7 protein-coding genes are annotated in these 16,076 nt (G+C 71.8%); all 7 read right to left on the reverse strand.

The window, feature by feature from the left end:
• Window positions 1-71 precede the first annotated feature (71 nt).
• From P2L57_RS19175 to P2L57_RS19205, 7 genes are read right to left on the reverse strand one after another with little or no spacing between them, the layout of a single operon-like run.
• The gene (locus P2L57_RS19175) at window positions 72-1,331 is read right to left on the reverse strand and encodes a metal-dependent hydrolase family protein (protein ID WP_275816066.1); all 1,260 of its coding nucleotides are present in this window, start codon (window positions 1,329-1,331) and stop codon (window positions 72-74) included.
• A 2-nt stretch (window positions 1,332-1,333) separates the two neighbouring features.
• Window positions 1,334-2,365: a methyltransferase gene (locus P2L57_RS19180; RefSeq protein ID WP_275816068.1), complete on the reverse strand. Its 1,032-nt coding sequence runs from the start codon at window positions 2,363-2,365 to the stop codon at window positions 1,334-1,336.
• Window positions 2,362-3,132: a thioesterase II family protein gene (locus P2L57_RS19185; protein ID WP_275816070.1), complete on the reverse strand. Its 771-nt coding sequence runs from the start codon at window positions 3,130-3,132 to the stop codon at window positions 2,362-2,364. The genes P2L57_RS19180 and P2L57_RS19185 overlap by 4 nt, the downstream gene beginning before the upstream one ends.
• Window positions 3,129-4,313, reverse strand: coding sequence for an acyl-CoA dehydrogenase family protein (locus tag P2L57_RS19190; protein WP_275816072.1), 1,185 nt, complete (start codon window positions 4,311-4,313; stop codon window positions 3,129-3,131). Before P2L57_RS19190 ends, P2L57_RS19185 begins: the two co-directional genes overlap by 4 nt.
• Window positions 4,303-5,493, reverse strand: coding sequence for an FAD-dependent monooxygenase (locus P2L57_RS19195; RefSeq protein WP_275816074.1), 1,191 nt, complete (start codon window positions 5,491-5,493; stop codon window positions 4,303-4,305). The genes P2L57_RS19190 and P2L57_RS19195 overlap by 11 nt, the downstream gene beginning before the upstream one ends.
• Window positions 5,486-8,602, reverse strand: a complete 3,117-nt coding sequence (locus tag P2L57_RS19200) for a non-ribosomal peptide synthetase (protein WP_275816076.1) — start codon at window positions 8,600-8,602, stop codon at window positions 5,486-5,488. Before P2L57_RS19200 ends, P2L57_RS19195 begins: the two co-directional genes overlap by 8 nt.
• Before the next feature lie 19 nt (window positions 8,603-8,621).
• Window positions 8,622-16,076: a hybrid non-ribosomal peptide synthetase/type I polyketide synthase gene (locus P2L57_RS19205; RefSeq protein ID WP_275816078.1), complete on the reverse strand. Its 7,455-nt coding sequence runs from the start codon at window positions 16,074-16,076 to the stop codon at window positions 8,622-8,624.

Below are 16,076 nucleotides of genomic sequence, written 5' to 3' on the forward strand. Positions count from 1 at the left end.
GCCGCCCGGGCCTACGGGGGCGGGGCCCGGACGGCGGCAGTTGTACCGTTTCACCTCAAGCCGACTTGAAGTCAAACACCTCTTCCCGACGGCGTCGGGTGTTTGACGAGTTCGCCGTGCTTCCAGACATGGGTGATCCGCCGCGGGTCGCCGAGCACGGTGATGTCCGCCAAGGGGTCGGCCGACAGCGCGAGCACGTCGGCCTGGTAACCGGCCGCCAGCTGACCGGACTTCGGCGCCTGCGGCCCCAGCGTCAGCGGCCCGTTCGCGGTGCAGGCCTCGATCGCCTCCAGCGGGGTGAGCCCGGCGGCGACGAGGTGTCCCGCCTCCATGCCGTTGCGGCCCCAGGAGAGCGGGGTGCCCGGTCTGCTGGTGCCCAGGTCGGTGCCGGCGGAGATGCGCACGCCCGCACGGTGGGCGATGGCGATCGCTTCGAGGTGGCGGTCGGCCATCGCGGCGGCCTTGGCGTAGGACTCGTCGTTGAGCAGATGCCGTTCGGCGAGGATGCCCTCGAAGATCGTCCTGGTGGGGACGAGGGCGGCGTCCTGCTCCCGCATCAGTGAGGCGGCCTCCTCGTCCAGGCAACTGCCGTGCTCGATGGTCCGGCATCCGGCGGCGAGCGCCGCCATGATGCCGTCCTTGCCATGGCAGTGGGCGGCCACGATCCGGCCGGCCCGCTGGGCCTCCTCGACGACGGCCCGCAGCTCCGCGGGCGAGAACTGCCGGTGCAGCGGATGGTCGAGGTCGCTGATGACGCCACCGGACGCACAGACCTTGATCACCCGTGCGCCGCGCCGCAGTTGCAACCGCACGGCCCGCAGGCATTCGTCGACACCGTCGGCGGTCTGCAGGATCCCCCCGTGGGTCGCGCAGTCGCGGACCCATGGATAGGGGACCCGATGGGCGTCCCCGTGCCCGCCCGTGGGGCTGATGGCGGCACCGGCCGCGTACACGTCGGGGCCGATGACGCTCCCTTCGGTGACCGCCTGTGCCAACTCCGGTCCATGGCCGCCGAGTTCGCGTACGCTCGTGATGCCCGCCCGCAACGCGGCGGCCAGGTCGCCCACCGATCTGGCCGCGGCCACCGCGGGCGGGGTGAGCAGCACGGTGTCGAGACCGAATCCCGCCCGGGTGCCGACGAGATGGGTGTGGCAGTCCCACATGCCGGGCATCACGACCGGGACGTGGAGCACGTCGTCGGAGCCGACGGGTGCGGGGGCGTCAGGACGGGGACCGGCGTACCGGATGGTCCCCTCCGCCATGACCACGACCGCGTCGGTCACCGGCTCGCCGCTGCCCGGGATGAGCAGATCCGCCGAGAGGTACGTCATCGCTACTCGGCCACCGCCTCGATGACGGCTTCGGCGTCCAGGTCGGTGACGGCGGTGCGGATCTCCTCGACGCGGAACCCGGCGGCGCCGAGCAGCTCGCGGTGTTCGCTCTCGGTCCGGTCCCGGCCGCGGACCAGGACGAGCATCAGCAGGTCGTCGATCTTCGCCGGGTGGAAGACAGGCTCGTCCGGGATGACCTTCTCGAACAGCAGCAGCCGGGCGCCCGCATGGCAGGCGCGGCGGATGCCCGAGAGCAGGGCCAGCGCCCGCTCGTCGTCCCAGTTCCGCACGATCCGCGCGAGCACGTAGGCGTCCGCGGCCGGAACGGAGGTGAAGAAGTCGCCCTCGACGACCTCGCAGCGATCGGCCACGCCCGCTTCGGTCAGTACCTGCCGGGCATGCCGTGCCGCTTCCGGGAGTTCCATCAGTATGCCGTGCAACTGTGGTTGGACCGTGAGGAGTTGGGCGAGCAGGGCGCCGTTCCCTCCACCGATGTCGGCGACCGTGCGCGCCCCGTCGAGCCGGCAGGTGGCCACCATGGCGGGGGCCCTGCGGGAGGCGGCGAGGCCGGAGGTCATCGAGCGGTTCCGTTCGGGATTGGCCGCCAGATAGTCGTAGAACGGCTTCCCGTAGACCTTCTCGAAGGCTGGCTCGCCGGTGCGGACGGTGTGCGTGAGCTCGTCGAACAGCCCCATCACCTCGTCACGGATCATGGAGACGACGGGCAGCAGCGACCCTCGCGCGTCGGAACGCAGCAGCGAACCGGCAGCGGTGAGGGCGAAACTCCGTCCGGGCAGTTCGGTGACGATGTCGACCGTGGTCAGCGCACGCAGTACGCGGTAGAGCGTCTCGGTGTCGGCTCCGGCCTCGGCGGCGATCTCGGCCACCGGGCGGTCGTGTTCGCCGAGGATGTCCGGGACGCCGAGTTCCGTGAGGGCGCAGCAGGCATGTGCCAGCCAGGCTCCCTTCAACAGGCCCATGACGAGCAGGCGTTCCGAGGCCCCGGGTGCGGCCGGGCGGGTAGGCGACGTCATCGGTTCATCCCTCCGTGGAGCGCGGTGACGGTGGAGCGGGGCGCCAGATCGGCGGCCGGCGTGTGGAGTTCCTCTCGGACGGCTTCGATGAGCGCGGCCTGGGCGGCGGTGATGAAGAAGTGGTCGCCGTCGAACATCCGCACCGGGCAGCGGTCGTTGGTGTGCTGCTGCCATGCGCTGAGCTCCGCCACGTTCACATCCGGGTCGTGCGTGCCGCCGAAGGCGGTGATGGGGCAGTCCAGCGGGTCTCCGACGGGGTGCCCGAAGCTCTCGGAGAGGGCGAAGTCCGCGCGCAGTACGGGCAGCAGCAGACGCATCAACTCCGGGCTGTCGAACACCTCCGCGGGCGTACCGCCGAGTTCGCGCAGGTGGTTGGTGAACTCGTCGTCCGACAGGTGCGTGATCCGCCGCTCCCGCAGCGGCAGATGGGGTGCGCGGTGCGCGGAGACGTACAGCCGCAGCGGCTGCAGGCCGTGGCGCTCGCGCAGCCTGTGGCACAGCTCGTAGCCGATCGCCGCCCCGAGGCTGTGGCCGAACAGCGCGAAGGGCCCATCGGCGCGGGAGACGACGCGCGGGAGCAGGTCGTCGAGGAGCGCCGGCAGCCGGTCGCAGGGGAGTTCACGGATCCGTTCGCCCCTGCCGGGCAGTTCGAGCGGGACGACTTCCGCGACGTCCGCGAGTGGCCGGGACCAGGGCAGGTAGGAGCGGGCCGAACCCCCGGCGTATGGCAGGCAGAAGAGCCGTACGCGCCGCTGGGCGCCGGTCATGAGGCCGCTCCGATCAGGATCGCGGCGATGCTCCGGAGCAGCATGTTGCTCGTTCCTTCGTAGATCTTGCCGACCTTGGCGTCCCGGTAGAACCGTTCCACCGGGTGTTCGCGGGTGTAGCCGTTGCCGCCGAGCACCTCGACGGCTAGCGATGCGGTGCGTTCGGCGACCTCGGAGGCGAAGTACTTGGCCATCGCCGCCTGCTTCGTGCGTTCCAGGCGGTCCGCGCCGGCCTCGAAGACCCGGGTGGCGTTGTAGAGCAGGACCCGGGCGGCCTCGACGTCGACGTGCATCCGCGCCAGGGTGAACTGGACTCCCTGGTAGCCGGAGATCCGCTGGCCGAACTGCTCGCGCGTCCTGCTGTACTCCACGGCGTGTTCGAGGGCGCCCTGGGCCAGCCCGACGAGCTGTGCGGCGATTCCCAGCCGGCCGACGTCCAGGGCGTCGGCGGCGAGGGCGCGGCCACCGCCCACGCCTCCCAGGCACTGTCCGGCGCGTACCCGTACACCACGCAGGACCAGATCACCGGTGGACGCGGCGCGCACCCCCAGTTGTTCGGTGCGGTGCACGACGGACAGACCCGGGGTGTCGCGGTCCACCAGGAAGGCGGAGACGCCCGAGCCGTCAGGGCCGTTGGCGAACACCAGGAAGACGTCCGCCTGGTCGGCGTTGCTGGTCCACTTCTTGCGCCCGTCCAGGACGTACCCGCCCGGCACGCTGCGTGCCGTGGTCGTCAGGGCGAAGGCGTCACTGCCCGCCTGCTCCTCGGAGATGGCGAAGGCGCCGACCTTCGTGGCGGCCAGCAGCGGAAGGTAACGCCTGTGCTGGTCGCCGCTGGCGGCACGCAGCAGCGTGGCCACGACGAGCGCGTTGTGCACATCGACGCCCACCGCCACCCCCGCGTCCACCCGGGCGACCTCCTCGATCGCCTGGACCACGTGGAAGAGGCCACCGCCCAACCCGCCGTAGGCCGCCGGTATCGCGATGGACATCAGCCCCGAGTCGAACAACCGCTGCCGCAGCCCCGGGTCGAGCGCACCGGTCCGGTCCATCTCGGCCGACAACGGCCGGATCTCCTTCTCTGCGAAGGCGCGTACATGGTCCCGCCAGCGCTCGTCGGCCTCGGTGAGGCGGGTCAGCGCGGGCGCCGCCGGATCGGGTACGAGAGGGTCAGGCCGCATCACGGTTCTCCGCGCTTCCGTCGTCGAAGGTGAGGAGCGTCTGCCAGGTGCGCTCGGTCGCCTCCGCGGGCAGCGCCCGCATGGTGGCGTCGCGCAGGGCTATCAGCAGGGGCAGTTCCCAGCCCTGGTAGCGGCTGAGTTGGAAGGTGCGCTGTCTGATCCAGCCGACCCGGCCGTCGCGGCGGCGCGCGTAGTCCTGGATCCCCTGCTCGGGGGTCTGCGCGGCGGACAGGGCGTCGGCGAACACCACCGCGTCCTCGATCGCCTGGCAGGCGCCCTGGCCGTAGACGGTCGGCATGGCGTGGCTGGCGTCCCCGACCAGAGCGACCCGGCCGTCGCCCCACACGACCTCGGGGCGTCCGAACAGGTCCGTGCGCAGGATCCGCGGGGCCGGGGTGGCGCTGATGACCGCCGTGACCGGCTCGGGGAACCCGGCGGTCATCGCCAGCAGCGCCCGTTTGATCTCCTGCGGGTCCGCGCTCTCGCCGTATTCGGGCGGGCCGTTGCGGCTGACCGACCAGCACACGGCGTCCGGACCGACCGGCCAGGCCACCGAGCGGGCGCCGTCCTTGCCGTAGACCATGTAGGAGGTGTGTTCGGGGAACCCGGCGTGGCTGTCGCTGATGCCTCGCCAGATCATGTGGCCCTCAGGCTCCGGCGGCGCGTCGTCACCGAGCAGCGATCGGGTGCGGGAGCGCAGCCCGTCGGCGCCCACGAGGAGGGCGGCGGTGATCTCCTCCCCGTTCTCCAGCCGCACACGCACCCCGTCGGCGTTCTGGTCGAGGTCCACCAGGCGGGCGCGGTAGCGCACCTCGACATCGGCGCAGCCCTCCAACAGCAGCCCGAGCAGGGCCTGTCGGCGGATCCCGACGCCCTGGCGGCCGATGGCCGCGCCGATCCGCCCCACGGGTACCTGGTGGATCGGCTCGCCGGCGGCGGAGTGCAGCCGCTGCCAGTCCAGCCGCATCCCCCGCCGTACCGCCTCGTCGGCCAGACCGATCCGGTCCAGGGCGGTCAGGGCGTTGGTCCAGATGGTCAGCCCCGACCCGGCCAGTCCGCGGGTCTCGTCGGCGCGCTCGATGACGATCACCTGGTAGCCGCGCAGGCGCAGCGCCCGTGCGACGGCCAGCCCGCCGATGCCCGCTCCGGCGACGAGAACGGGACCGTTCAGTTCAGCCATGATGGCCTCCGTTGCTCGTGGTGGTGGCGTCCACGGCGCGGGCCAGGGACTCCAGGGTCGGCGCCTCCAGCAGGGCCCTGAGCGGGAGTTGGGTACGGGTCTCGTCACGCAGGCGCGCCGCCAGCCGCATGGCCGCGAGCGAGTGCATGCCGAGTTCGGCCAGGCGGTCGTACACACCGACCCGCTCGGTGTTGAGGATGTCGGCCAGCAACTCGGCAAGGTGTCGTTCGGATGCCGTGCGCGGCGCGACGAACTCGGCGTCGTCAGGCCGCTCCAGCCGCGGCAGGGCCGCCGTGTCCACCTTCCCGCCCACGGTGGTCGGGATGCGGTCGAGCCAGCCCACGGCGGCGGGGACCATGTAGTCGGGCAGCCGCTCCGCGGCGTACTCGTGCACGGCGGTGCCCGGCACCTGCTCGCCGGCGGGCACCAGGTACGCCGCGAGGTGTTGGTTCTGCCGCACCACCAGGGCGGTGCGCACGGCCGGGTGCTCGCGCAGCACCGCCTCGATCTCGCCGAGTTCGATCCTGAAGCCGCGCACCTTGACCTGGGCGTCCGAGCGCCCGAGGAACTCGATCGCGCCGTCGGCCCGCAGCCGCGCCAGGTCCCCGGTGCGGTAGAGCGGGTCGGGTGCCGCCGTGAAGCGTTCGGCGGTGAGCTCCGGACGGGCGAGGTAGCCGCGTGCCACCGCCGGGCCGATCAGGCAGAGTTCGCCGCGTGCCCCCATCGGCACCGGGCGTCCATGGGAGTCGAGCAGTGCCACCCGCTGGTTCGGCAGCGGAGTGCCGATCGGGACGGGGGTTCGTGCCGCGAGGGTCTCCTGGGTGACCTGGTGGCTGGTGGAGACCACGGTCGCCTCGGTGACGCCGTAGAGGTTGTGGATGGTCGGGTGGTCCAGTCCGAACCGCTCGGCCCAGGGCCGCAGCACCTCGGGCTCCAGGCGGTCGCCGCCCAGGAACACCTGCCGCAGCCGTCCGGTGTCCGTCGCGGGGTCGGCGAGTGCCGCTCCGGCGAAGTGTTCGAACACGGCCGGGGTGAGGCTCAGTACGGTGACCGCCTCCTGCCGGACCAGGGCCAGGAGTTCCTCGGGGGAGCGGGCCGTCCAGTGCGGCACGACCACCAGTCGGCCGCCATGGGCGAGCGCGCCCCAGATCTCCCAGACCGAGTAGTCGAAGGTGTGGGAGTGGGTGAAGGTCCAGGTGTCGTCGGCGGTGAAGCCGAACTCGTCGCGTCCCGCGGCGAGCAGGCTCTGCACATTGGCGTGGGTGACGATCACCCCCTTGGGGCGGCCGGTGGAGCCGGAGGTGTACAGCACATACGCGGCGTCGTCCGGGGTGGCCGCCTCGGGGGAGCCGTCCGCGCGAGGAGCGGGCACCGGTTCCGTGTCGACGAGCACCGTGCGGCCGGTGAACCCGGGCAGCCGGTCCGCCAGTTCCTGGACGGTGGCGACGACGTTCACTTCCGCGTCCGCGAGGATCTCGGCCAGTCGGTCGGCCGGGTGCTCAGGGTCCAGCGGCACGTATGCGGCGCCGACCTTGAAGGCCGCCACCATGGTGGCGATCAGTTCCGCGGACCGGCCCAGGCACAGCCCGACCCGGCTGCCCCGGCGGGCTCCCGCCGCCCGCAGCCGCGATGCGATGTCGTCGGCGAGCACGTCGAGGTGACGATATGTCAGTTCCTTGCCGTCGCACCGCACGGCCACCGCGTCCGGGCGCTCGCGCACCTGCCGGGCGAAGGACTCGGCGAGAGTCTCGGCCGGTCCGGTGAGCGGCTCCCGCTCGGGCTCCGTCGGACCGCCGGTGCTCAACCGCACCTCGCCCAGGGTCAGTTCGGGCCGCTGGACCATCTGGCGGAGCACCGACACGAGGTGGTCGGCGATCCGCTGCGCCGCGTCGGGAGCGAAGCGGCGCAGGTCGTACACGATGCGCAGCGGCATCTCCTCGCCCGGCATGATCACCATGGTGATCGGGAAGTGCGGGCGGCCGTCGTAGAAGATGTCACGCACCGCAAGGCCGACGTCGTCCAGGGCCAGGTCGGGCATGGGGACGTTCTCGAAGGAGACGCTGGTCTCCAGTAGCGGGGCGTCGGGTGACTGGCCCGCCAGCCGCTGGATCTCCACCAGGGGAAGCCGACTGTGCTCACGGACGGCTGCCATGTGGGTCTGGAAGTCCGCGAGCCAGGGGAGCAGGGCCCGGTGCGGATCGAGCCGCTCCCGGACCGGGAGGGTGACGATCATCGGGCCGAGAATGGACTGACCGGCCGCCAGATCGGCGGGACGGTGGGCGATGGTCGCGCCGCACGCCACGTCCTGATGGCCGTGGTAGCGGCTGAGCACGAGCAACCAGGCGCCCTGCACCAGGGTGTTGAGGGTCAACTGGCGCTCGCGGGCGAGGGTGCGCAGCCCCGGTGCCAGTTCGCTCAGCTCCAGTTCGAGGAACGCGTGCGTGGCGGTGTTCTCCGGCACGGGCGCACCGTCGAGGTGCAGCGGCTCGGGTTGGACATACCCAGCCAGTTCGCCGCGCCAGAACTCGGCGTCCTTGGCCGGGTCCTGGGCCTGCCACCAGGCGAGGTAGTTGCGGTAGCCGGGGGCCTGGGGGAGCTCGGGCCGCTCACCGCGGCACAGTGCGCGGTAGCAGTGGGCGAACTCCTGCATCGCGAGCCCGAAGGACCAGCCGTCCATCAGCAGATGGGAGAAGCGCCACGCGAAGGTCCACTCGGTCTCCGACCGCCGGATGACGGTGTTGCGCATCAACGGGGCCCGGTCCAGGGCGAAGCCCTCGATCCGCTCCCGGGTCAGCCAACTCTTCAGGCGCTGTTCCTGTTCCTCCGCCGGGAGTTCTCTCCAGTCCAGCACCTCAAGCGGCAGCCGCGCCGACCGGTGCACCACCTGCAGGGCCCGGTCCCCCTGCCAGTGGAAGGTGGTGCGCAGGATCGGGTGGCGGTCCACGACCGCCTGCCAGGCCTGCTCGAACCGCGCCGGGTCGAGTCGGCCTTCCCAGCCGATCAGCAGGTGCTCGATGTAGATGCCCGTGCCGCTGCGGTACAACTGCTCGAACATCAGGCCCTGCTGGATGGGCGACAGGGGATAGATGTCTTCGATGTCCTTGGCCATGTCTGTCTCCCGACAAGCGCTAGTGGTCACCCAGGCCGGATATGAACTGCTCGAGATCCGCGTCGGTCAGGTCGACGAGCGGGAAGTCGGAGGCGTGGAACATGCCGTCCGGGTTCTCCTCGAAGTGCGCGGTAAGCCGGGCCAGTTGCCGTGGCAGTTCCGCCGCGGCGACACGTACGGCTTCCTCCGCTTCCGGCGCGTACCACCAGCGCAGGCGCAGCGCGCCGTCGACGAGTGACGGGGCGATCTCGACCAGCCGGTCCGCCGGCCGGTCCCGCGGGCCGTCGGGCCAGGGCATTTTCGCGGCGGCGGGACCGGCGTCGGCCCACCGGGCCGTCTCGCGTACCAGGACCTGGGGACCGGAGGGCAGGCTGACCGCGGGTGCGCGGTAGCCGTCCTTGACGGCCAGGGCGGTCTCCGTGTGGTCACCGGACCCGGTGTGCCCCGCGAGGACCACCAGGTCGGTGAACCGACCGAGAGCAGAGGCGAGTTGGTGGTCGGCCCCGTCGAGGGGGCGCGGACTGCGCTCCGCGACGACCGCCGCCCGGGCCAGGGCGCCGTCGCCTTGGCCCAGCGCCCGCGTGAGGGCGGTGAGCAGCACCTCCTGCGGTTCTAGCCGGTATGCGCGGTGCGCGTGGTGCGCGGCGCGCTGGAGTTCCTCGGCGGTGAGCTCGGTCAGCAGCTCACCGTCCAGGGCATGGACCTCTCTGGTGGCCGGTTCGACGGCCCCAACCGGAGCCGCGGTGTCCACCCAGTCCAGGAAGTCCCCTGCCGTACCCTCCCATCGCACCGCTTCGTCGGTTGCCAACTGGGCATAGGCGAAGTGGAATTCGCGGATCAGCCGCGGCCAGGAGGCGTCGTCCAGCAGCGCCCGGGAAGCGACCCACACCAGGAGTCCGCGGTCGTCGCCCGCCTTGATCAGGGCCAGCTTGACCACCGGCCCGGTGGCCAGGTCCAGTTCGCCGGCCATGTCGGCCACCATGGACCGGATCGTGGCCTGCCGCGTCTCCTCCGGGAGGGACCGCAGGTCGATGTCGGGCACGTAGCAGTCCTGGCTGTCACCCACCCACTGCACCGGGCCCTGCGGTCCGTCGCCGACGCGCAGCCGCAGCGCGGGATGGCGGCGCATCAGCTCGCCCAGCGCCGCCTCCGCAAGCGCCGGGTCGAAGTCGCCGTCGACCTCGTACCGCAACCAGGCCGGTACCGGATCCGCTCCGGTGCCGTCGGCGCGCACAGCGAGCGCGTACTGATGGGCGGTCAGGTGTGCCCGGCGCCCGGTGGCGTCCGCCTCGCCGGTCCCATGGCACGCGGCGGCGAGCTCCGCGATGGTGTTGGCTTCAAAGACGTCCTGCGGGGTGAGGGCTAGCCCCTGCGCGTTGGCCCTGGCCACCAGTTGGATGCCCAGGATCGAGTCGCCGCCGAGCTCGAAGAAGTTGTCACCGGGGCCGACCTGTTCCATCCCGAGGAGTTCGGCGGCGATGGCGGCCAGCCGGGTCGCGGTCTCCCGCAGCGCCTCGTCGGCCTCGTCCAGGGTGTCCCGGCGCCCGCCGTGCCGTTCGGGCTCGGGCAGCGCCGCCCGGTCCACCTTGCCGTTGGAACTGAGCGGCAGGGCCTCCAGGGCGACGTAGTCGGAGGGGTACATGTACGACGGCAGTGTCTCGGCCAGCCGCTGCCGGGCCCGCTCGACGAGATCGCCCTCCGCCGCGGGCTCGGGCACCAGGTAGGCCACGAGCCGTTGCTGGTGACGGGGGCCCAGGGCGGCTACCGCGCTCTGCCGTACACCCGCCACCTCGGCCAGCGCCTGTTCGATCTCGCCGAGCTCGATGCGGAAGCCGCCGACCTTGACCTGGAAGTCCTCGCGTCCCAGGAACTCCAGGGTGCCGTCGGGCAGATAGCGACCCAGGTCGCCCGTGCGGTAGAGCCGCTCTCCGGTCACTGGGTGGGGGAAGAACGATTCGGCGGTGCGTTCCGCGTCGTTCCAGTAGCCGCACGCGAGCCCGTCACCGGCGATGTAGAGCTGGCCGGGGACCCAGACCGGTGCGGGTTCCATGCGTTCGTTGAGGACGTGGAACCGCTGGTTGCCCAGTGGCCGGCCGTACGGAATGGAGGCCCATTCCAGGGCCACCTCCCCGATGGGGTAGGTGATCGACCAGATGGACGCCTCGGTGGCGCCGCCGAGACTGTTCACCTCGGCCGCGGCCGTCCCCCGGATCCGGTCGGGCAGGGTGGTCGGGATCCAGTCGCCGCTCAACAACACCTGGCGCAGCGGCAGTTCGGTGGCCTCGACCGCCTCGGCGTGCTCGACGAACATCTGCATCAGGGCGGGGACGGAGTTCCACAGGGTGATGCCGTGGGTGCGTACCAGGTCCAGCCACCGGGCGGGGTCGCGCCGCGCCTCCGGCTCGGGCAGCACCAGTGCGCCGCCCGCCCCGAGCACCCCGAAGACGTCGTAGACGGACAGGTCGAAGCTGAGCGACGACAGGCCGAGGACCGCGTCGTCCGGTCCTACCCGGAACCGCTCGTTGATGTCGTCGATGGTGTTGAGGGCGGCCTGGTGGGTGACCGCGACGCCCTTGGGCGTTCCGGTGGAGCCGGAGGTGTAGATGACATAGGCGACGTCGTCGGCCTCGGCGGGGCACCGCCAGTCGGCGATATCCTCCGGTGCCGCGACGGCGTCCGGGACGGCGATCGTGTCCACCTCGGCGACCGGTGCGCCCTCCTCCTCGGTGAGCAGGCAGGTGACTCCGGCATGCTCGATGAGCCAGCGCCGGCGCGCCTCGGGAAGGTCTGGGTCGATGGGGACGTACAGCGCCCCGGCCGCCGAGGCGCCGAGCGCGGCGACGATCTGCGGCCAGCCCTTGGCGAGGCTGACGCCGATGACGTCGTGCCGTCCGTAACCCCGGGACGCCAACTGCCGGGCGAGTGCGACGGCCCGCCCCGCCAGTTCGGCGTGGGTCAGCGTCCGGTCCGGGGCGATCACCGCCGGGCGCTGGGCCGAAGCGGGGTCGTCGGCCCGGCGCAGGATGGTGTCGGTGAGCAGCCCGCGCGGCGCGGGCCGCGCCGTCCGGTTGGCCTCGGCACGGGATTCAGCCTGGTACGCCGGGAGTTCGGGGCAGGGCGCGGCCGACCACCGGTCGGGGTCGGCGAGGCCGACGACGAGCTCACGGTAGGCATCGAACATGTCGGCGAGCATGCCCTCGGGGAAGTAGCCCTCCAGGGCGTGCCAGGCGAGTTCCAGGCTGCCGTCCACCTCCATGATGAAGTGGTCGAGGGTGACCTGCGGCGTCTGGGAGATGAAGTAGGTCTGCTTCCCGAGCCAGGCGAAGCCGTTGTCGCCCCGGTCCTCGCCCTCGGTCAGCGAACTGGTGACCACGACGGGCATGGCGGCACCGCCGCTCCCGCCGCGTTCCCGGGCCAGTTCGCGCAGCACCCGGACACCGCTGACATGCCGGTGCTCGAAGTCCTCCCAACTGCGCTGCTGGACCTGGCGTGCGAGGACGGCGAAGTCCCCAGCGCCGCGCAGGTCGACTTCGAGCAGGTCGAAGGAGGCGAACTCGCCGACGATGTCCCTGACTTGGTCGTGGACCGGCAGCCGGTCGACAGCGGTGAGGTTGAGGGTGAAGTGCTGGCTCTTGCTCCAGGTGCCGATCACGGCCGCGTACGCCGCGATGAGGGCGGTGGACGCGGTGATGCCGTGTTCGGTGGCCAGGGCCCGGATCCGCTGCCAGATCGCGGGCGGTACCGAAGCGTGCCAGCGGGCGAACCGGGGGTGCGCGGCGCGGCCCGAGGCCAGGACGGGGAGTTCCGGCGCTGGCGGCAGCTCGGCGACCCGGCGGCGCCAGTACTCCAGGGCGCGCTCGTAGTCGGCGGTCTTCCGCATCTGCTGTTCGGCGAGGACGTAGTCGCGGAAGCCGAGTTCCAGCGGCTTCGGCGGCGCGTCCGGGTCCGCGTAGCGGGCACCCCATTCGGGGAGCAGTTGGAAGAAGAACCCGGCCACGTCAGCGACGATCAGGTCGAAACTGATGTGCAGTCGGGTCCGCTCGCCGGGCAGCCGGGTGGCGCGGATCTCCCACAGCGGCCAGGTGTCCGCAGGCCGTACCTCCGCCTCCATCTCGCCACGGATCGCAGCCAGTTGCTCGTCGGCGGTGCCGACGTCGGCCTCCCGCAGATCGAGGGTGGGGAACCGGTAGGGGATCACCGTCTCCACGACGCGCTGGCGTCCGTCGGGCAGGACCACCACGCGGAGCATGTCGTGCCGGTCTACCACCTGCTGCCAGGCGCGCTCGGCGCGGGGCAGGTCCAGGCCCTCGCTGTCGAACTCCAGGTAGACGTGGGCGGCCACCCCGCCCAGGTCGAAGTTGCCGAGTCGGCCGATCCACTGCGCCTGCTGCATCTCGGTCAGCGGGAACGGGTCGAAGCGGTGCTTCAGGTCCGGTACCACCTGCGGCACCGACGGTCCGTCGCCCGCCGTGCCGGCGGTGGCCACCATGCCGGCGACGGTCGGCGCGGCCAGCAGCTCCGACAGGGTGAGGGAGCGGCCGGTCAGCTCGCGGTACCGGCCCAGCATCCTGGTCGCGAGCAGCGAATGGCCGCCGAGCTCGAAGAAGTTGTCGTGGATGCCCAGCTCGGCGAAGCCGAACAGTTCCTCCCACAACGCCAGGGCTACCCGCTCGTCCTCGTTGCGCGCCGGAGCGTGGGCGGTGAGCACCTGGGGACGTGCCGCGAGTTCGGCTGCTTCCGTGCCGGACGGTTCCGTGGGAGCGATGACGTCCAGCTCCGCCGCGGCGCCGGTGCCGCGCGGCTCGACCCAGTAGCGCTGGCGCTGGAAGGGGTAGGTGGGCAGCGGAACCCGGCCCCGTGGGCCGCCGTGCAGCGCCCGCCAGTCCAGCTCGATGCCGGCCAGCCACAGACCGCCGAGACCGGCCAGCAGGACCTCGCTGTCCGGGCGCTTCTCGTCCGGACGCGGCAGCGTGGTCAGCACGGCGGCCCGTGAATCGGCCGGGACGGTCTGCCGGGTGAGCGAGGCGAGGGTGTTGCCCGGTCCCACCTCGATGAACACGGCGCGCCCGGGGGCCGCGGTGGCCACCGCGTCGGCGAAGCGGACCGGCTTGCGGGCGTGCGAGCCCCAGTACGCGGGGTCGGTGGCCTGCTCGTCGGAGATCCAGGTGCCGGTCACGTCGGAGGTGAACGGCTGTCGCGGCGGCACCAGGCGGGTCCGGCGGACCTCTTCGGTGAACGGACCAACGATCGGGTCCATCATCGTGGAGTGGAAGGCGTGGGAGGTGTGCAGTCTGCGGTGGCTGATGTCCTGTCCGGCGAGCGTCCGCTCCAGAAAGGCGATCACTTCTTCCGGGCCGGAGGCCACGCACAGCGACGGCGCGTTGACCGCCGCGATGTCCACTCCGGGCGGGAGCAGGGCGCGGACCTTCTCCTCCGGCGCCGCCACCGAGAGCATCGCGCCCGACGGCTGCTCCTGCATCATGCGGCCCCGGACGGCCACCAGGCGGAGCGCGTCCGGAAGCTCCAGTACGCCCGCCAGTGCGGCGGCGGTCAGCTCGCCGACGCTGTGGCCGACCATGGCGGTCGGCTGCACACCCAGGTCCGACAGCAGCCCCGCCAGGGCGTACTCGACGCAGAACAGGGCCGGTTGGGCCAGGCTGGTGGCGGTGATCCGCGCCGCGCCTTCGGTACCGGAGTCATCGGCGTACAGCGCCTCCCGCAGGTCCAGGCCGAGGTGGGGGAGCAGCAGCTCGGCGCATTCGTCGAGCCTGCCGCGGAAACCGGTCTCGCTGTTGTACAGGCCGCGGCTCATGCCGGCGTACTGGGCGCCCTGGCCGGGGAAGAGGAACACCACGTCGGACGGCGGGTTTCCGGCGTCGGCGGTGGCCACCAGCTCGGGGCGCTCGCCACCCAGCAGGGCGGCGGCTTCGGCGCAGCCGTCGGCGACCACGGTCCGGCGGAACCGGAACGGATGGCGCCCGGTCTGCAGCGTGTACACGGCGTCGGCGAACCGCTCCGCCTCACGCGGTGCGGTGTCGAGCGAGGCGAAGTGCGCCGCGAGGCGTTGCGCCGCCTCGTCCAGTGCCTGCGGAGTCCGCGCCGAAACGCAGATCAACTGCCGTTCGCGGACAGGCGGGTTGGCCGGTACGGGCTCAGGTGGCTCCTCCAGGACGAGGTGGGCGTTGGTGCCGCCGATACCGAACGAGCTCACGCCGATCCGCAGCGGCGTGCCGGTGGTGGTCCAGTCGGTCAGCTTCTCGGTGATCCGGAACGGGGTTTTCGCGATGCCGAGTTGCGGGTTCGGACGGTGGAAGTTGGCGGTGGGCGCGAGCTGCCGGTGCTGGAGCTGGAGCACTGCCTTGATCAGGCTGGCCATGCCGGCGGCTGCTTCCAGGTGCCCCACGTTGCCCTTCACCGAACTCAGCGCGCAGAAGTCGGTGTCCTCGGTGTGGGCGCGAAACGCGCGGGTGAGGGCGGTCACTTCGATCGGGTCGCCGATCGGGGTGCCCGTGCCGTGCGCCTCGACGGCCGAGACCGTCCTGGCGTCGATGTCGGCGAGTTCGAGTGCTGTGGTGATGACCTCTGCCTGGCCGTCCACGCTGGGCGCGGTGAATCCGACCTTGGCCGTTCCGTCGTTGTTGGTCGCGGTGGCCTTGATGACGGCGAGCACGGTGTCGCCGTCGGCGAGGGCGTCCGCCAGCCGGCGCAGTGCGACCACGCCGACACCGCTGCCGAACACCGTGCCGGCCGCGTCGGCGTCGAAGGGGCGGCAGGATCCGTCCGGCGAGAACATCAGGCCCGCCTCGTACAGGTAGCCGACACGGTGCGGCACCCGGACGCAGGCGGCGCCGGCGAGCGCGGTCTCGCACTCGTAGCCTTGCAGTGCCTGGCACGCCTGGTGGACGGCGACCAGTGAACTGGAGCACGCGGTCTGCACGTTGACCGCGGGGCCGGTCAGTCCGAGCTTGTAGGCGGTACGGCTCGACAGGTAGTCCTTGTCGTTGTGGATCTGCAGCTCGAAGCCGGAGGCGCTCATCAACAGCCGCCCTCCGCCGAGCAGGTTGGACATCAGGTAGGCGGACATCCCGGCGCCGGCGTAGACACCCACCCGGCCCGCTCGCGCGGGATCGAACCCCGCACCCTCCAGGGCCTCCCACGCGCACTCCAGGAACAGCCGCTGCTGAGGGTCGAGCAGGGCGGCCTCCCGGCCGGTGAACCCGAAGAACGGAGCGTCGAAGCGGTCGATGCCGTCGAGCGCCGGGGCCGCCCTGACGTACTCCGGCCGTTCGAACAGGTCGCGCGACACTCCTTCGGCCAGCAGGTCCGCCTCGTCCAGCGGGGCGATGGACACCACGCCGTCGCGAAGGTTCCGCCAGTACGACTCCGGGTCCGTGGCGCCCGGCAAGCGGCACGCCATGCCCACCACTGCGATGTCGGACGAGTCCGGGACGAACTCCGATGTTGGGGTGCTCAT

The sequence above is a fragment of the Streptantibioticus ferralitis genome, from assembly GCF_029223525.1.
Lineage (GTDB): Bacteria > Actinomycetota > Actinomycetes > Streptomycetales > Streptomycetaceae > Streptantibioticus_A > Streptantibioticus_A ferralitis.